An 18,038-nucleotide genomic window follows, 5' to 3' on the forward strand; every position below is an offset into this window, starting at 1 on the left:
CGAGGCCGTGACCCGCGCGGCCGAGAGCGCCGCCGCCGCGTTCGAGGCTCGCACGCGCGACCGCCGCCCACGGCCCGACGACGCCGACGAGCCGCACGAAGAGCGGTAGGGTCGAGCGGTGCAGGAGTTCTTCCAGTTCGCCGGGAACTACTGGTGGCTCGTGTTCCCTCTCGCCGCCATGGCCGGTGGTGCGATCAAGCGTCTCGACACGCTCGCGACCCGGCGCCACGAACGCAGGCTCGAGATGATCCGCGCGAAGGGCGAGCTCAAGGCGGCTCAGGTGGCCGCGCGCACCAACCCGGTAGCGGTCGCCTCGGAACCCAAGCCGATCACACGCCCCTCGCCGATGCCCGACCAGCTGGAGAAGCTGTTCGCGTCGCACGACGCCGTCACGGCGCGGTGGCTCGAGTACGAGCTCGACGTCGCCAAGCTCATCGACTTCCCGACGATGAGCGACGGACGCCAGCCGCTCACGGCGGCCTTCCTCAAGGCCAAGAAGGTGGCCGATGCCGCACGGCCCGCCTCGGTGACCGCCAAGGTGACGCCCGATCAGGTGGCCGAGTACCGCACCGCGGTCACCGACTACGAGGTGGCGTTCGACCTCGCCGAGCGCGATGCGCGACGGCAGCGCACGAGCGGGCTGAGCGACGCGGAGCGCAAGCGCCTCTCGACCGCCAAGCAGCTCCTCGCCGTCGCGACCGACGGTTCGGCGTCCCCGGCCGAGCGGCATACCGCCTACCGGCGCGCACGGGCAGAACTGGACGGACTCATCTCCCTCTCGGACGAGGCGATCGTGGTGCTGGAGAAGAAGGTGGCGCTGGAGCTCCCCTCGGGCGGCCCGGACGCCCCGTCCGACACTCCGCCGGAGACGCCGAGGGCCGACGCGTAGCGGACGCTACGGCCGGCCCCCGGGTAGAGATCGGTTCACGCGGTCAGCGAGCCCACCCACTCCTTGTTCTCGGTCATCCACTGGCGGACGATGTCGGTGTAGTCCGTGACGTCCTCATCGGTGTTGTACATCACGTTCTCGAGCGAGAAGAGCATGTCTGAGTCCATGCGGAAGTCCTTCAGCCACGCGCTCACCTCGGGGAAGTCCGTGTCGAAGCCGGTACGAGTGAAGGTGTGGATCGACTCGGCGTCGCCCAGGGTGCCCTCGGGGTCGGCGAGGTCCTTGATGTCGTAGGCGTCATACGCCCAGTGCGGACGCCAGAGCGTCACCGCGACGTTCTCGCCCGCATCCAGCTTGCTGCTGAGCTCGGCGAGCATCGCCGGGGTCGAGGAGGTGATGTAGTCCATGCCCTCCAGTCCGTAGGTGGGGATGACGTTCTCCTGCGTGGCCTTGGTGAGTCCCGCGCCGGGCTCGATGCCGATGAGGCGTCCGCCGAACTGGTCCGACGCCGCGGCGAGATCGGCGAGCGAGTCCACCGGCGCGTCGGCGTTCACCGCGATGGTGAGCTTGGCGTCGTCGTTCCAAGAGCCGAGGTCGACGATGTCGTCGCCGAACTCGTCGAAGTAGGCCGCGTGGGTCAGGGGCAGCCAGCCATCGAGGGCGACGTCGTAGTCGCCGCCCGCGACGCCCTGGAAGACGGGCCCGGCGTCGGCGTACTCGAGGTCGACGTTGTAGCCCTTGTCCTCGAGGGCGAGCTTCCACAGGTACGAGACGGCCTCACCTTCCGGCCAGCCGTTGAATACACCGATGGTGATGTCCTTGCCGGCCTCTCCGCCGTTTCCGCCGTTCCCGGTGTCGGCGGAGCAGCCGACCAGCGCGAGCGCGGCGGCCGACCCCAGGGCGAGGGTGCTCAGGAGGTGTCGCTTCTTCATGGGTTTTCCTTTCCTCCCGTGTGCTGTGTCACGGGTGTTGGGGATGCCCGCGGGGTACCGCGGACGGACGACGCTCACGCGTCGGGTCGAGGGGTTCTCAGGCCGTGGCGGCGACCGGCTCAGACGCCGGAGCGGTCGCGACCGCGCGCGGGCGGCGGCGACGTGTGCCGAGAGCGCCGGTGAGACGGTCGAGGATCATCGCGATCATCACGACGGCGAGGCCGGCCTCGAATCCGAGGGGCACGTTGACGGAACTGAGCGCCTGGACGATCGGGCGCCCGAGGCCCGGCGCCCCCACCATCGAGGCGATGACCGACATCGACAGCGAGAGCATGATGATCTGGTTGATCCCCGCCATGATCGACGGCAGCGCGAGGGGGAGCTGGATCTGGCGCAGCACGCGGCCCGGAGTGGCGCCGAAGGCCTGCCCGGCCTCGACCACCTCGGGGTCGACACCGCGGATCCCGAGCTCCGTGAGACGCACGCCCGGGGCGACGGCGAACATGATGGTCGCGACGATTCCCGGGACCACGCCGACGCTGAAGAGGAAGATCGCCGGGAGCAGGTACACGAACGCCGGCATCGTCTGCAGGAAGTCGAGCACGGGGCGGACGACGTTCGACACGGTCTGCGACCGCGCCGCCCAGATGCCGACGGGGATCGCGATCGCGGTGGCGATCAGAACGGCGACGATCGTGAGGGCGAGGGTGAGCATCGCGTTCTGCCACTGGTCCACGGCGAGGATGACGACGAACCCGACGAAGGTGCCGATGGCGAGCTTCGCTCCCTTGACCAGCCATGCGGCGGCCGTGAAGACGACGATGATCGCCCAGAACGGCGGCGCGGTGAACACCCAGGCCGCGGCGTCGTAGATCGCCGAGAAGACCGTCGCGACGACATCGAAGAAGCCGCCGAGGTACTCCTTGAGGAAGTCGATGATCGATCGCACCCACTGACCGAGGGGGATGCGGATGAGCTCTTCGAACTGCTCCATCAGCGCTCGCTCCCTTCCGTCGCGGCCGCCGCCGGAACGGCGGCTCCCCGCGTGACGTCATCGACCAGCGGTGTGAACTGGGCCACCATGTCGATCGGGGTCTGGATGATCGGCATCTCGCGCGTGGTCGCCGGCACGTTCCCGAGCGCGGCGAGGAGCGTCACCCGGGGGATCACTCCGAGGAGGCGCCGGTCGTCGTCGACGACGGCGAGGGGGACCGTCGCCTCCACCGCGGTCTCGACGATGTCGGTGAGGAGGTCGTCGGGACCGACGGTGGGGACGGAGGTGTCCACGATCTGCCGCAGGTCGGTCTGTCCCGCCTTGACGGCGCGGATGACGGCGCGATCGGTGACGACGCCGACCAGGCGCCGGTTCTCGACCGCGAAGACGGCACTGGCCTGCTGGGAGCGGAGCACCCGGAGAGCGCCGCGCACGCCCGCCGTCAGCGGCGTGGTCTGGTGGGGCGGCTCCATCACTCCCGATGCGGTGAGCACGCGCGCGCGATCGACGTCCTGGACGAACTGTGCGACGTAGTCATTGGCGGGATCGGTGAGGATCTCCTCGGGCGTGCCGTTCTGGACGATCCGGCCGTCGCGCATGACCGCGATGCGGTCGCCAAGGAACATCGCCTCGTTGAGGTCGTGCGTGATGAACACGATCGTCCGGCCGAGCTCGCGCTGCAGCTCGATCAACTGCTCCTGCATCTCGCGGCGGATGAGCGGATCGAGTGCGGAGAAGGCCTCGTCCATGAGCAGGATGTCGGTGCCGGCGGTGAGCGCGCGGGCGATCCCCACGCGCTGCCGCATACCGCCCGACAGTTCGTCGGGCATCGCCTGGGCACGGTCGCCCAGGCCGACCCGATCGAGGATCTCCTGTGCGCGGCGACGGCGCTCGGCCTTTCCGACGCCCTGGATCTCGAGGGCATAGGCGGCGTTGTCGAGCACCGTCAGGTGCGGGAGCAGCGCGAAGTGCTGGAAGACCATCGACACCGACGACCGCCGGATGTCGCGGAGATCTCCCGCCGAGGCGCGCGTGACATTGCGGCCGCCGACCAGGACCTCGCCCGACGTGGGCTGGAGGAGGCCATTGAGCATGCGGATGATCGTGGACTTCCCCGATCCCGACAGGCCCATGATCACGAAGATCTCACCGGGCTGCACGGTGAAGCTCGCATCGATGACAGCCGCGGTGCCGACGTCGGCGATCTCGGCACGGGACTGGCCGGCCTGGAGCCGGCGCACGCCTTCTCGGGGGTTGCGGCCGAAGACCTTGTACAGGTTCTTCGCCTCGACGGCGGGGGTGGAAACGGTCACTTGCTTCACCTCGGCAGCCATGCGGACAGGCTGCATCGGTTACGCCCGGGTGACGATCATCGGCACTCGCGCGGGCGTCGGCGGGCGACGCGCGCCGCGCGGGTACGTTGGCGACACACATCGGGTCCGTCGCCCAGACCGTCGACCATACGCCCGCTCTCGCGATGTCGGAGACACCCGGCGAGGGCGGTCGCGGACTGGTCGTCGGGGCCCTCGAGACTCGCCCGTGGCCCGCCTTCCACCGTAGCCAGGTCTCTCACGGGTGCGCAAACCGTCCTCGCGAATGCGCTTGACAGACGCGGCGGTGCCATGGTTACTTAGTCAAGTAGGTAACCAAAGAACGGGGCCGGGATGATCGAAGAAGGACGACCGCTCTTCCTGCAGATCGCAGAGAGCGTGGAGGACTCGATCATCGACGGGAGCCTCGCCGAAGAGGCGCAGGCTCCGTCGACGAACGAGCTCGCCGCGTTCTATCGGATCAACCCCGCCACCGCCGCGAAAGGAATCGCCATGCTCACCGACAAGGGTGTGCTGTACAAGCGGCGCGGCATCGGGATGTTCGTCTCCTCCGGCGCGCAGGAGATCCTCCGCGCCGAGCGACGCGATGCCTTCGCCGCCCGCTACCTCGACCCGCTGCTGGCGGAGTCCCGCAAGCTCGGCCTCAGCCCCGAAGACCTCGGCCGCCTCCTCGTCGAGCGCGCCGCACGCACCGCGACGCCCGCGTCGCCGACGGAAGGAGCACGCGCATGACCACCGTGATCGAAGTGACCGATCTCACCAAGCGCTACCGCGACACGCTGGCGCTGGACCGGGTGAGCTTCGCGATCGAGGAGAACACGATCTACGGACTCCTCGGCCGCAACGGTGCCGGCAAGACGTCGGTGATGTCGATCCTCACCGCACAGAACTCCCCCACGAGTGGCACCGTGCGCGTGTTCGGTGAGAACCCGTACGAGAACGCCAAGGTCCTCCGCCGGGTGTGCTTCGTGCGCGAGAGCCAGAAGTACCCCGACGACGCCACCCCGCGGCACGCGTTCCGCATGGCGAGCCTCTTCTTCCCGCGCTGGGACCAGGCGCTGGCGGATCGGCTCGTCGACGACTTCGAGCTCCCGCTCAAGAAGACGATCAAGAAGCTCTCCCGCGGCCAGCTGAGCGCCGTCGGGGTCATCATCGGGCTCGCCTCCCGCGCCGAGGTCACCTTCTTCGACGAACCGTACCTGGGTCTGGACGCCGTGGCCCGGCAGCTCTTCTACGACCGCCTGCTGGAGGACTACGCGCAGCACCCGCGCACGATCATCCTGTCCAGTCACCTGATCGACGAGGTCGCCAACCTCTTGGAACGGGTGATCGTGATCGACAGGGGGCGGATCGTCATGGACGAGGACACCGACGCCGTCCGTGATCGCGCGGCGAACATCGTCGGCGACAGCGCCGCCGTCGAGGCTTTTGTCGGTGGCCGAGAGGTGCTCCACCGCGAGAGCCTCGGCCGCGTCTCCTCCGTCACCGTCATCGGTGAACTCACGAGCGCCGACCGCTCCCGCCTCGCCGAAGCGGGACTGGATGTCGCGCCGGTATCGCTCCAACAGCTCATCGTCCGCACCACCCAGCACCATGCCGAGGCCCGCTCGTCCGCCGCGGACCCGGCCCTGTCCGAAGGAGCACTCTCGTGAACCGCACCGGCAACGTCGTCCGCATGCAGCTCATCAACCGGCAGACCTACATCTGGGTGCCCCTCATCGTGCTGGCCGGGTCATTCCTCCTCACGCTCTTGATCTGGGTGCTCCTCCCGCCCGAGGCGGAGAAGTACAGCGGCGGCGCGCAGGCCCCCTACTGGTACTTCGGGGTCGTCGGCGTGCAGGCGCTCACCCTGACCTTCCCGTTCTCGCAGGCGATGAGCGTCACGCGGCGGGAGTACTTCTTCGGGACGACCCTGACGGCCGCGCTCACCGCCGCGATGCTCTCCACGATCTACCTCGTCGGTGGGTTCGTGGAACGCGCCACGGGAGGGTGGGGCATGAACGGGTACTTCTTCTCCCTCGACTGGATCTGGGACGCCGGCCCGGTGGCCTCGTGGCTGTTCTACTTCGCCCTCGCGATGCTGTTCTTCATCATCGGCTTCGGGGCTGCGACCGTGTACAAGCGGTTCGGCAACGTCTGGCTCACGGTGCTGCTGGTGGGCACCGGACTCCTGCTGGTGGGGCTCGTCTGGCTCATCATCCGACTCGACGGCTGGAACGCCGTCGTCACCTGGTTCGTCACGCAGGGCACGTTGGGGGTCGCCCTGTGGATCCTCGTGGCCGTCGCCGCGATCGGTGCGCTGTCGTTCGTGCCGCTGCGAAGGGCCACCCCCTGACGCCCGCCGCCCGCGGCCAGGTCGACGAGCAGACCGTCGGCGCGACGGTCCTGCGACTGGTCCGTCACGGAGAGACGGAGTGGAACGCACTCGGCCTCATCCAGGGCCACACCGATATCCCCCTCAATGAACGAGGCCGTTCGCAAGCGACGGCAGCCGGGAGAGAGCTGGCAGGTCGGGAGTATGCGGCGATCGTCACCAGTCCTTTGGCCCGAGCCTCAGAGACGGCGCGGATCCTCGCCTCCGCGCTGAACGTGACGACGCTCCACGTCGAGGCGGATCTCGCGGAGCAGGCGTGGGGCGCCGCGGAAGGGATCGCCTGGAACGCACTCGGCGACGCGTTCCCCGACGGTCAGATCGCCGGCCGGGAGCCCGTCTCGAGTCTGAGCGCGCGAGCCGAACGAGCCCTCCTTCGCATTGCTCGCGTCTACCGGGGTCGAACCGTCGTGGTCGTCACGCACGGTGGGCTGATCAATGTCGTCAACCGTCTCGTGTCGGCCGGGTCATCCGAGAGCCGGGACGGGAGCCGCAACGGGTCGATCAGCGATATCGCCGTTGATCCCGACCGGTCAGACGGTCAGCCGCCGATCGTCTCCGCGACGTCCCTCGGTACGGAGCGCGGGCCTTCTCCGCGTCGTCAGTCGTCGAACTGAGTGTCGGGATCGTCGACGCCCCCGGACTCATCGGCCCACGCGGCCCGGAGAGCCTGCTGATACTGCTCCTCCGGGGGCAAGTGGACGAACGGCGTCGCATAGGGGTCTGGGGCGGTGGCGTTGAGCTTGTCGACGATCTCCTGCCGGCCGAGCCCCCAGAGTTGCTGAGCGGGCGTGGACAGCGCGGCATGGGGTGCCGGCGTGTTGTCGCCGCCGAGGATCGTCTCCCCTTTTCCCGCGATCCCATCCTCAAACGGCAGGACGGAGGAGGGCAGGATCGGCGCCCACTCGTCGAAGGTCGCATAGTCCACGAGCGGAAGAAGGTACGTCCCACCGACCTCGAAACGGACGGCATTGGCTTCGACGAGGGGAATCGCCTGGTCCCGGTCGCCGTTCTCCCACACGAAGGCGTTATAGGAGGTCGTGAACGACTCTGGCGGCGCCGTGTAGTCCTTCGGGTGCCACAGCGTGTCCAGCACGTCGAACGTCACGAGTTGGACAGCGTATCCTTCGCCCGATTCCTCCTCATCAGGCGTGACCGGCTCCGCAGACTGCTCTTTGCTCGTCACCTTTGCGATCACGAGCGCGTCCACATAAGTGACCCAGTCGGTCAAGGACTCCGCGGGTAGCACAGCAAGACCGTCACCGGTGAGAACACGCACCTCGCCGTCGGCCTCAGGTGCACATCCTGCTACCAGAAGCAGGAGAAAGGACAGCGGCGCTAGCGCTTTCGCTGCACGGTGTCTCATGTCCGCCCCGATCCATGTCGTCAGCACTGATCGTGCACATGAATCGCACGGTGCTGCAAGAGCGGATCGGGTACCGTCCGTGAGATCCGAGCAGCGTTGTCCGATCAGCCTCGTTCGATCAGCTCTGCCCGGCGGCGGCGGTGTGGTGCCGGATGACCTCGGCCACGACGAAGTTGAACCACTTCTCGGCGAATTCGGGGTCGAGGTCGGCGTCGAGCGAGAGGCGGCGCAGGCGTGCGATCTGCTGCTCCTCCCGCGACGGGTCCGACGCGGGCATGCCGTGCTCGGCCTTGAGCACACCCACCTGCTTCGTGCAGCGGAACCGCTCGGCGAGCAGGAAGATCAGTGCGGCGTCGATGTTGTCGATGCTCGCCCGCAGGCCGTGCAGCTGAGCGATCGCGGCGGTGTCGTCGGTCATGGTTCCTCCCCGCCCGAGACTATCGGGTCGCCACCCGCGCGACCGGCCGGAAGTCGCCGCCCCTCGCCCCCTAGAGTGTGTCCATGACCGCCTCGCCTCCCGAGCCCGATGCTCCCTCGCGGACGATCGGGACTGCACTGCAGCGCCCCTTCGCCGTTGGCTTCTTCCTGACCCTCGGCGCACTGGCCGCCATCGCCCTCGGCATGGCCGTCTCCGACCTCGTCACCATCTGGATCTACATCGCGTTCGCGCTCTTCGCCGCACTGGGACTCGACCCGCTCGTGCGCCGCCTCGAGCACCGCGGAGTGGGTCGGGCGTGGGCGATCGTGATCGTCTACTTCGCCTTCGCGATCCTGCTCGTCGGAGTGCTGTGGCTGGTCATCCCGACGGCCGTCGAGCAGGTGTCGCAGTTCATCCGCGACCTCCCCGACATGATCGCCGCGTTCCAGCGCACCGAGCTCTACCTGTGGCTGCGCGACCAGTTCGGCGACCAGGTTCCGGCGCTCCTGGGCGACCTGCAGAAGTTCCTCACCGACCCCAGCAACATCGCGGCGATCGGTGGAGGCGTGCTGCAGATCGGCATCTCCATCGGAACGACGCTGTCGGGCCTCGTCATCATCATCGTGCTGAGCCTGTACTTCCTCGCGACCCTGCCGCAGATGAAGCAGGCCTTCTACCGTCTGCTCCCGGCACGCAACCGCACGCTGACGGCGGAGCTCACCGAGGAGATCACCTCGTCGGTGGGCGGCTACCTGAGCGGCATGGTGGTGCTCGCGTTCTTCAATGCGCTCGTGACGTTCATCCTCTACTCGGTGCTGGGGCTTCCGTTCCCGCTGCTCCTGGCGGTCGTGTCGTTCTGCATCACGATCATCCCGCTCGTGGGAACGGTGCTGTTCTGGGGTATCGGATCCGTCGTCGCTCTGTTCGCCAGCCCGCTGTCGGCGCTGGTGTTCGCGGCCGCCTATCTCGTCTACATGCAGCTGGAGGCATACGTCCTGACACCCCGGGTCATGAACAAGACGATCTCAGTCCCCGGCTCGCTCGTCGTGATCGGGGCTCTCGTCGGCGGAACCCTCATGGGTCTTCTCGGTGCGCTCGTCGCGATCCCGGTGACGGCATCGATCCTGCTCATCATCAAGAAGGTCGTCATCCCGCGCCAAGACGCGAAGGTGTGAGCAACCGGCGTGCGGGCTTTCCCGCACGCCGCGGTCCGCGGTCCTGGTTCAGTCCGGCCCGACGTCGTTCGGGAAAAGCTCGCGAGCCTCGTGGTCCGTCATCGGACGCAAGGCTCGGCCGTTGTCGACCCACCACGTGCGGCAGACCTCACAGCGGTAGAGCAGGTCGACGGGCGATGTCGACACGACGAAACGTGGCTGGCCTCCGCTGTAGGCGCCGTCACGGCAGACAGAGCAGCCCTGTCCGGTCGCGGCGACAGGTCCCGTCTCACCCCTGGCCATACTCCATTGTCCCGCTGCCGGGCACGCAGAAGGGAAGGGGACGGTCCGCTGGGGTGAGCGAGAGCTCAGAACCGTCCCCTTCCCGGGGTCAGGCGATCATCGAGTCGCCCGACCTCCTCCCCTGCGTCGACGCACGATCACGAGCAGCACTCCTCCGGCCCCGAGGAGCAGCGCGGCGAGAACCACGATGCCGAGCGACAGCGTGCCACCGGTGTTCGGGATCTCGTCCGGCAGATCGATCGAGCTGATGCGCACCGTCGACGGCGGCGACGTGACGTCGGCGCCAGTCGGCGGCGTGGCCGTCGCCGTGGCGCGGTTCACGAGATCCGCTCCATCCAGGTCGGCCTCCACGACGACGTAGGTCGCGGTGCAGGTGACCTGCTGGCCGGGCAGCAGCGTTCCGTACTCCGGGCATGTGATCGCGGAGAGCGAGCCGGCCCCCGAGAACTCGGTCTCGGTGACGACGACATCGGTCAGACTCGTGTTGCCGGTGTTCGTCACGAGGAACGAGTAGGTCACCCGCTGGCCGACCTTCGAGATGTTCGCCACATCGGCGGACTTCACCAGAGTCAGAGCCGGCGCATCCAGGCTCGGAACCGTGACCGTCGAGGGCGGCGAGTCGATCGGCGGGCCACCCGGGGTGTTGCCACCGACCGAGGCCGTGTTCGTGACGCTTCCGGCATCCACGTCCGCCTGGGTGACGGTGTAGCTCGCCGTGCAGGTGATCTGGTCGCCCGGCGCCAACACGTCGGTCGGGCACTCCACGGCCGACAGCTCGCCCGTGCCCGTGAAGTCGTCCTCGGAGACGACCACGTCGGTCACGGTCACGTTGCCGGTGTTGGTGACGACGAAGCGGTACTCGAGCACGGCGCCGGCAATGAACTCGTCCGTGGTGAGCGGCTCGACCGACTTCACGACCGTCAGGCCCGGCTCGGGGTCGATCTCGACGATCACCGTGGAGGGCGGCGCCTCGACCGGCGGACCGTCCGGCGGCGTGCCGGTCGCGGTCGCCGTGTTCTCGATGGAGCCGGCGTCGATATCGGCCTGCGTCGCCACGTAAGTGGCCTCACAGGTCACCGACGCGCCGGGCAGCAACGACGCGGCTGTATCCGGGCAGGTGATCGGCGAAAGCTCCCCGGTTCCGGTGAAGGTGCCCTCGGTGACCGCGATGTCGGTCATCGTCACGTTCCCCGTGTTCGTCACGCGGAACGAGTAGGTGATGACGTCACCGGCGGCCGTGATCGGGGTCGACGACGCCGACTTGACGATCTCCAGGCCCGGCTGCGGGTCGCTGGGTACCTCGACCGTCGTCGGGGGCGACTCCACCGGGGGACCCGTCGGCGGCACACCCGTGCCGGTCGCCGTGTTGGTGACGCCGCCGGCGTCCACGTCGGCCTGGGTCACCACGTACGTCGCCGTGAAGGTCGCTTGCGCGCCCGGGGCGAGCGAGGCAACCGATGCCGGGGCGATCGGTGACAGTTCACCGGAACCCGTGAAGGCGCCCTCGGAGATGGCGACATCGGTGAGCGTCACGTTGCCGGTGTTGGTCGCGACGAACGAGTAGGTGATCTCACGGCCGACCGTGAAGAACGCGGGCTCGTTCGGGGTCGCCGACTTCACGACCGACAGACCCGGCTCCGGATCGACATCGACCGTCACCTCCGTCGGCGGCGAATCCACCGGCGGGCCGTCGGGCGGCGTGCCCGTACCGGTCGCGCTGTTGGTGATCGACCCGGCATCGACATCCGCCTGCGTCACGACATAGGTCGCCGTGAAGGTCGCTTCCGCACCGGGCGCCAACGACGCCACCGACGCGGGAGCGATCGGCGAGAGCGTCCCCGTCCCTGTGAACGACCCCTCCGCCACCGACACATCGGTCAACGTCACGTTGCCAGTGTTGGTCGCCAGGAACGAATACGTGATCACGTCACCGGCCTGGGAGACACCGTCCGCATCCGCCGTCTTGACCACCACGAGGCCCGGGTCGGCCAGCGCAGTGACCACCGCGGTCGACGGTTCGCTCTCCACCGTCACGTCCTGTGGCGAGACCGCGGAAGCGGTCGCGGTGTTCTCGATCGTTCCGGCGTCCAGATCGGCCTGGGTCACGGCGTAGGTGGCCGTGCAGTCCACGAACTCACCCGGCAGCAGCGCGGTGTCGCTCGGGCACTCGACCTCCGAGAGCTCACCGCTCCCGGTGAAGGCTCCCTCATCGATCGTCACGTCGTCCAGCGAGACGTTGCCGGTGTTGGTCACGCGGAAACGGTACGAGACCTCGTCACCGACCTGGGACACCTCGTCGGGTGTGGCGGTCTTCGTCAGCGACACGGCGGGCTGCGGGTCGCTCGGGACCTCCACGGTCGTCGGCGGCGACTCGACCGGCGGACCCGTCGGCGGCACACCCGTGCCGGTCGCGGAGTTGGTGACACCACCTGCGTCCACATCGGCCTGCGTCACCACATAGGTCGCGGTGAACACGACCTGCTCGTCGGGCTCGAGCGACGCGACCGTCGCCGGCGTGATCGGCGACAGCGTCCCCGACCCCGTGAAGGTGCCCTCGGAGATGGCGACATCGGTGAGCGTCACGTTGCCGGTGTTGGTCGCCACGAACGAATACGTGATCTCCTGGCCCACCGTGAACGAGGCCGCATCATTGGGCGTCGCCGACTTCACGACCGACAGACCCGGCTCCGGGTCCAGCTCCACCGTCACCTCCGTCGGCGGGGAGTCCACCGGCGGACCGTCCGGGGGTGTGCCCGTGCCGGTCGCCGAGTTGGAGACGGATCCGGCGTTCACGTCGGCCTGCGTCAGAACGTACGTGGCCGTGAAGGTCGCCTCGGCTCCGGGCGCGAGTGAGGTCACGGATGCCGGGCTCACGGGCGACAGCTCTCCCGTGCCCGTGAAGGCGCCCTCGTTCACCGATACGTCGGTGAGGGTCACGTTGCCGGTGTTGGTCGCCACGAACGAGTACGTGATGACGTCACCGACCCGCGAGGCGCCCTCGGCATCGGCCGACTTGACCACGACGAGGCTTGGCGCCGCGTCGATCGTCACGATGGCCGTCGACTCCTCCGACTCGACGCGCGCACCGGTCGGCGGCTGCGCGGTGGCCGTCGCCGTGTTGGAGACCTCACCCGCATCGACGTCGGCCTGAGTCACGACATACGTCGCCGAGCAGTCCACGAACGCTCCGGGGAGGAGGGCCGTGACGGTCGGGCAGACGATCTCGGAGAGCTCACCCGAACCGGTGAACGTCCCTTCCTCCACCGCGGGTGCGGTGAGGGTGACGTTTCCGGTGTTGGTGATCCGGAAGCGGTACGAGACCTCGGCGCCCGCCTCGGACACCTCGTCGGGGGTCGCGGTCTTCACGAGCGACACCTCCGGCTGCGGGTCACTCGGGACCTCCACCGTCGTCGGCGGAGACTCCACCGGAGGACCCGTCGGCGGCACGCCCGTGCCCGTCGCCGAGTTCGTCACCCCACCCGCATCGACATCGGCCTGCGTCACGACATAGGTGGCGGTGAAAGTCGTCTGCGCGCCGGGCGCCAGCGAGGCGACCGTCGCCGGCGTGATCGGCGACAGCGTCCCGGAGCCCGTGAACGTGCCCTCCGAGATCGCGACATCGGTCAGCGTGACGTTGCCGGTGTTGGTCGCCACGAACGAGTACGTGATCTCCTGACCCACCGTGAACGACGCCGCATCGCTCGGGGTCGCCGACTTCACGACCGACAGACCCGGCTCCGGATCGAACTCCACCGTCACCTCCGACGGCGGGGAGTCCACGGGCGGACCGGACGGCGGCACGCCCACTCCGACGGCGGTGTTCGAGATCGATCCCGCGTCCACATCGGCCTGAGTGACGACGTACGTCGCCTCGCACGTGACCTCGGCGCCGGGGGCGAGGGAGACGGTGGGGCAGACGACGGCGGACATCTCGCCGGTACCCGTGAACGCGCCCTCGGAGACCGAGACGGGGTCGAGTGTGACATTGCCCGTGTTGGTGATCAGGAACGAGTACGTGATGACGTCGCCCGCCTGCTCCGCTCCGTCGGAAGCGGACTTGACCACCGTGAGCGACGGGTCGGCCGCGATCGTCACCGTCGCCTCCGCGGGCTCGGACGACACGTCGTCTCCCGTCGGCGGCGTTCCGGTGGCGAGGGCCGTGTTGACGACCTCACCCGCGTCGACGTCCGCCTGCGTCAGCGTGTACTCAGCTTCACAGGTCACGGAGTCTCCCGGAGCGAGGGAGTCGAGGCCCGCGGCGCACGTCAGCGCGGAGAGGTCGCCCGAGCCCGTGAACGAGGTCTCAGCGACGGACACGTCGGTGAGGGTCACGTTGCCCGTGTTGGTCACGACGAACTCGTACGCGATCGCGTCTCCCGCGGCCTCGCCTTCGTCGGGCGTCGCCGTCTTGACGAGCGACAGCTCCGGCGCGGGGGGAATCGTCACGGTCGCGGTCGACTCGTCCGACTCGACGCGCCCCCCGGACGGCGGCTGCCCCGAGGCGGTGGCCGTGTTCACGATCGTCCCGGCGTCGACGTCTGCCTGCGTCACCTCGTAGGTGGCGGTGCACGTCACGGTCGCTCCGGGGAGGACCGGGCCGGCGGGGCACTCCGCCGTCACGCCGGGAAGACCGGGGTCATCGATGGCGATGTCGGTCAGGCTGACGTTCCCGGAATTGGTCACGGCGAACGAGTAGGTGATCTCGTCGCCGGCGCTCTCGGCGACCGTCGGCGAGGCCGTCTTTACGAGCGTGACCGCGGGACCCTGCTCCAGGGGGATCATCGTCGACGAGGGGTCGGACGTGACGTCGTCCCCGCCCCCGACCGGCGTGCCCGTTGCGGTGGCCGTGTTCTCGACCGTGCCGGCGTCGACGTCAGCCTGCTGCAGCGTGTAGGTCGCCTGACAGATGATCTGACCACCCACCGCCAGGGTGCCTGTGGAGGGCGTGCACGACAGCGCGGAGAGTGCGCCGGCGCCGGTGAAGTCGCTGTCGTCGACCGTCACGTCCGTCAGCGGGACGTTCCCGGTGTTCGACACGACGAAGGAGTAGGTGATCTCCTGGCCGACCGTGAACGAGTCGGGGTCGGACGGCGTCGCCGACTTCACGAGTCCGATCGCCGGTTCCGGCTCCTCGGTGGGAACCTCCGCCGTCGAGGGGTTCGAGGTCACACGAGTCGTGCTTCCTGCGGGCAGGCCCGACGCGGTGGCCGTGTTCGTCACCTCGCCCGCCTCGACATCGTCCGCGGTGACGACATGGACGGCATTCGCTGTGCAGGTGACCGTGGCGCCGGCGGCGAGCGAACCTGGCGGACACGTGACCGCACCGATCAGCGGGTCGGCGACCTGCACCGCGCTCAGGGCGACGTTGCCGGTGTTGGTGACGGCGAACGAGTAGGAGATCTCGTCGCCCGCGTCGGTGATCCCATTGCCGTTGACGTCGTCGACGTTCGAGACAGACTTCACCAGGCCGATGCTCGTGCCGCAGGTCTGCACGCTGCTGGAGTCGTTCCCCGGAACGGGATCCTGCTCGTTGGCGGTCACGGTGGCCGTGTTGGTGATGCAGCCAGTGGTCGCCGTCGGCGCCGTCGCGGTGATCGTGATGGTGGTGGAGTCGCCCGAGAGCGTGCGACCTCCCAGGCACGAGACGGTGTTGCCCGACACGGTGCAGCCGGGCGTGGAGGTGGACACGTTGGTGAGACCTGCGGGGACAGAGTCGGTCACCGACCATCCGCTGGAGTTGCCGGCGCCGTTGTTGGTGACTGTCAGCGTGTAGGTGATGGTCCCCGCCGAGGTGAAGACCGCAGGCCCGGTCTTCACGATCGAGAAGTCGGTGGGGAGACCGGGCGATGCCGTGCCGTCATTGTTCGACGATGCCGGGCCGGGGTTGACCGAGACCACGGAGAACGTGGGCGTCGCCGCCGTCGGGTTCGTGACGGCGATCTGATAGACCTGGCCCGATCCGTTGTAGGAGAAGCCGAGGTTTCCATTGCCGAACGTCCAGGCGGCACCGGCCTGATCGGAGTTGCCGGGAGAGCGTGACCCCATGACCGTGCTCAACGGCCATCGGGTGATCGCACCGGTGGTCGGAGTGATCCGCAACAGGTACCCGAATCCCATCGACCAGAAGTAGCCGTCTTTGAAGGTGATGTCGACACCGCCGCCGTTGGCGGAGTTGCCGATCACGTAGGGCATGGTCACAGAGCTGATCTGTGCTCCGGTGGCCGGGTTCACGCGGCGAAGCGTGTCACCGGCAACGAGGTAGAAGCTTCCCCCCGGACCGAACGATGCGGAGTTGCTGGCGACGGGCGCGGCGCCGATACGAGTGACCACCCCGCCCTGCGCGATGCGGATGAAGGAGTTGGCCGGCATGGACCCTGTGGCAGCTCCGGTGATGCCGTAGATGTAGTTGTCGGCCGTGTTGTAGGCGATCGCGTTGTAGGAGAACGCCCGCGCGGCGCCTTCGGGATCGAACGTGACCTCACCGGCCGCGTTGGTGAGCGCCGTGAAGAGTTGAGTCGGGCTGTTCTGGGCGATGTAGACGTAGGGGTCGGCGGGATCGAACGGGTCGCCGTCTGCGGCCGCGGCAGGTTGAGTCGCAAGCGGCGCGGCAGCGACGAGCAGCGATGACAGCAAGGAGAAGACGGCAAGCGTGGCGACGTAGGGGCGGCGCGTGGCCCCCCGCCTCGCTGAGACGGAGAACCAACTCCTGGACGTTGATTGGCGCGTGGCAGTCATCTGCTTCCCATCGGCTTGGGTACTCCGGTGACGCGTCCGCGCGGATGCACGGCAGGGGTCGTCACACTCCTGTGGCCAGAGTGGCGGGCGTGACCCGTCGCTGTCAGCACGCTGCGCAGACTGCGGCGGCTTCTGCGCGAACTGACCCGACACGGTGGCGGAGAAGTTGTCGCAGCGTGTCGAGGCGACTGACCGATCCCGGCGTATTCCGATGCGCCCAGGGCGCGGAACGAGCGGCACGGGCGAGGGCGGGTCGCGTCAGGGGACGAGAGCCTCCGGGACGTCCTGCGCCGCCGCAGCATCGCTCACCCCGTGGGCATCTTGCGCCTCCGCGTCGCGGAACGCCCGCGACATCGCCGAGACCGAGCCGAACCCCGAGGCGGCAGCGATTTCACGAGCGGTCATTCGCGGATTGGTCCGCTTGGCCGTGCGCGCGGCGGTCATCCGTGCGCGCCGCAACTCGCCGCTGACGGTCGCGCCCTCCGCGGCGAAGGCCGCCTGCAACGTGCGGGGAGCGACACCGAGTCGCATGGCGATCCGGGCCACGGTGACTCCGGGATCCGAGAACTCCGCGCGGATCACCTCCCGCGCCGCATCCACCAAGGACGGCGGCACCGCGGCGTCGCGGGTGATGACGCCGATCATCTCGCGCAGCAGGATCCGCGAGACGGAGGCCAGAGGAGAGACCACCGGGTTCTGGGCAGACGTGGTGGTGCAGAGGGTGCGTACGTACGCGTAGAAGGGCGCGATCAGCGTCCAGTCGAGGGCCGGTCCCTCGTACGAGGCCCAGGAGGGGAGGGCGACATCGGCCAGATGCTCCGCACCGAAGCCGATGTAGATGAGGTCGTTCTGCGACTCCGGCATCGAGATGCTCACGTGTTCCTCGCCGGGACGGATGAGCGCCAAGCCCGGTCCACGGCGAAGAACGCCCCCGTCCGTGTCGACGGAGAGGGTGCCCGAGGCGGCGATGAGAAGGAGCGCGCGATGCGTCGAGCCGCGGTCCCGCGGCCACGTGATCCGCACCTCGGGCAGCGAGACGTGAGCGAAGGTGAGCGCGGGAAAACGGGCGACGTTTGCGACGAGGGGGCCGCCGTCACCCAGCATGTCGATCGAGAAGTTGGACGATCGCACGAAACGCTGGAGTCCTCCGTGCTGCTCAGCTTCCGTCAGCCCCTGCACCTTCAGGCCGAGCCGTTCGAACGCCGGGGCGTGACGACGATACGAACGCCGATACGGCATGGGGTTCACTGCGCAACTACTCCCGAGACTCTCGACGGAATCGGTCGCCGAACCGCGGGTGCGCGCTTCGGCAGCGGGCCACGACGGTCCGCTGAGGGTTGACGTGGGGCACCGTCGCGGGGGGTCGAGGGTGAAAACGTCTGAGGCTCCCTGTCAGCGTGGCCGTATCGCGCCGGGGGTGCCCACCTCCTGCGCATAATGCCCTCCCGCTTGCGCAATTCGCGCATGAGACGCGCCGAGCGTCCACGACGCGCCGACCGCCGTCGCGGCCGGCCCGCGTGTCGTGGACACTCGGCGCGATGGTTC

General features: G+C 68.5%; 13 protein-coding genes. 6 read left to right on the forward strand and 7 right to left on the reverse strand.

Annotated elements, in window-relative coordinates; genetic code table 11:
- The first annotated feature begins 118 nt into the window (after nt 1-118).
- The gene (locus QM591_RS13030) at nt 119-889 is read left to right on the forward strand and encodes a hypothetical protein (protein WP_415132821.1); all 771 of its coding nucleotides are present in this window, start codon (nt 119-121) and stop codon (nt 887-889) included.
- 35 nt (nt 890-924) lie between these two features.
- Here QM591_RS13030 and QM591_RS13035 read toward each other — a convergent pair whose 3' ends face one another.
- From QM591_RS13035 to QM591_RS13045, 3 genes are all read right to left on the reverse strand, one after another.
- Nucleotides 925-1,821 (reverse strand): glycine betaine ABC transporter substrate-binding protein, encoded by an 897-nt coding sequence (locus tag QM591_RS13035; RefSeq protein WP_415132822.1) that lies wholly within the window; start codon nt 1,819-1,821, stop codon nt 925-927.
- A 97-nt stretch (nt 1,822-1,918) separates the two neighbouring features.
- Nucleotides 1,919-2,815, reverse strand: coding sequence for an ABC transporter permease (locus tag QM591_RS13040; protein ID WP_415132823.1), 897 nt, complete (start codon nt 2,813-2,815; stop codon nt 1,919-1,921).
- Complete coding sequence (locus QM591_RS13045; protein WP_415132824.1) at nt 2,815-4,149, reverse strand: quaternary amine ABC transporter ATP-binding protein; 1,335 nt, start codon at nt 4,147-4,149, stop codon at nt 2,815-2,817. The genes QM591_RS13040 and QM591_RS13045 overlap by 1 nt, the downstream gene beginning before the upstream one ends.
- 330 nt (nt 4,150-4,479) lie before the next feature.
- On the opposite strand from QM591_RS13045, the gene QM591_RS13050 reads away from it, so the two are divergent.
- The 4 genes from QM591_RS13050 to QM591_RS13065 are packed head-to-tail and all read left to right on the forward strand — an operon-like array spanning nt 4,480 to nt 7,134.
- Complete coding sequence (locus QM591_RS13050; RefSeq protein ID WP_415132825.1) at nt 4,480-4,878, forward strand: GntR family transcriptional regulator; 399 nt, start codon at nt 4,480-4,482, stop codon at nt 4,876-4,878.
- Nucleotides 4,875-5,798 (forward strand): ABC transporter ATP-binding protein, encoded by a 924-nt coding sequence (locus QM591_RS13055; protein WP_415132826.1) that lies wholly within the window; start codon nt 4,875-4,877, stop codon nt 5,796-5,798. The genes QM591_RS13050 and QM591_RS13055 overlap by 4 nt, the downstream gene beginning before the upstream one ends.
- Nucleotides 5,795-6,481: a hypothetical protein gene (locus tag QM591_RS13060; protein ID WP_415132827.1), complete on the forward strand. Its 687-nt coding sequence runs from the start codon at nt 5,795-5,797 to the stop codon at nt 6,479-6,481. Before QM591_RS13055 ends, QM591_RS13060 begins: the two co-directional genes overlap by 4 nt.
- Nucleotides 6,412-7,134: a histidine phosphatase family protein gene (locus QM591_RS13065; RefSeq protein WP_415132828.1), complete on the forward strand. Its 723-nt coding sequence runs from the start codon at nt 6,412-6,414 to the stop codon at nt 7,132-7,134. Before QM591_RS13060 ends, QM591_RS13065 begins: the two co-directional genes overlap by 70 nt.
- On the opposite strand, the gene QM591_RS13070 is transcribed toward QM591_RS13065, so the two are convergent.
- Together QM591_RS13070 and QM591_RS13075 are read right to left on the reverse strand one after the other, a co-directional pair.
- The gene (locus tag QM591_RS13070) at nt 7,119-7,748 is read right to left on the reverse strand and encodes a hypothetical protein (protein ID WP_415132829.1); all 630 of its coding nucleotides are present in this window, start codon (nt 7,746-7,748) and stop codon (nt 7,119-7,121) included. The genes QM591_RS13065 and QM591_RS13070 overlap by 16 nt on opposite strands.
- Nucleotides 7,749-8,001: 253 nt before the next feature.
- Complete coding sequence (locus tag QM591_RS13075) at nt 8,002-8,301, reverse strand: chorismate mutase (RefSeq protein WP_415132830.1); 300 nt, start codon at nt 8,299-8,301, stop codon at nt 8,002-8,004.
- 83 nt (nt 8,302-8,384) lie between these two features.
- On the opposite strand from QM591_RS13075, the gene QM591_RS13080 reads away from it, so the two are divergent.
- Nucleotides 8,385-9,476, forward strand: coding sequence for an AI-2E family transporter (locus tag QM591_RS13080; protein ID WP_415132831.1), 1,092 nt, complete (start codon nt 8,385-8,387; stop codon nt 9,474-9,476).
- A gap of 378 nt (nt 9,477-9,854) precedes the next feature.
- On the opposite strand, the gene QM591_RS13085 is transcribed toward QM591_RS13080, so the two are convergent.
- Nucleotides 9,855-16,391 (reverse strand): DUF6923 family protein, encoded by a 6,537-nt coding sequence (locus QM591_RS13085; RefSeq protein ID WP_415132832.1) that lies wholly within the window; start codon nt 16,389-16,391, stop codon nt 9,855-9,857.
- Nucleotides 16,392-16,751: 360 nt separating this feature from the next.
- A complete protein-coding gene (locus QM591_RS13090) occupies nt 16,752-17,732 on the reverse strand; it encodes a helix-turn-helix domain-containing protein (RefSeq protein ID WP_415132842.1) in 981 nt (326 codons plus the stop codon).
- Between the last annotated feature and the right edge of the window lie 306 nt (nt 17,733-18,038).

Source organism: Microbacterium sp., assembly GCF_047607225.1.
In the GTDB taxonomy this organism is placed as follows: Bacteria; Actinomycetota; Actinomycetes; order Actinomycetales; family Microbacteriaceae; genus Microbacterium.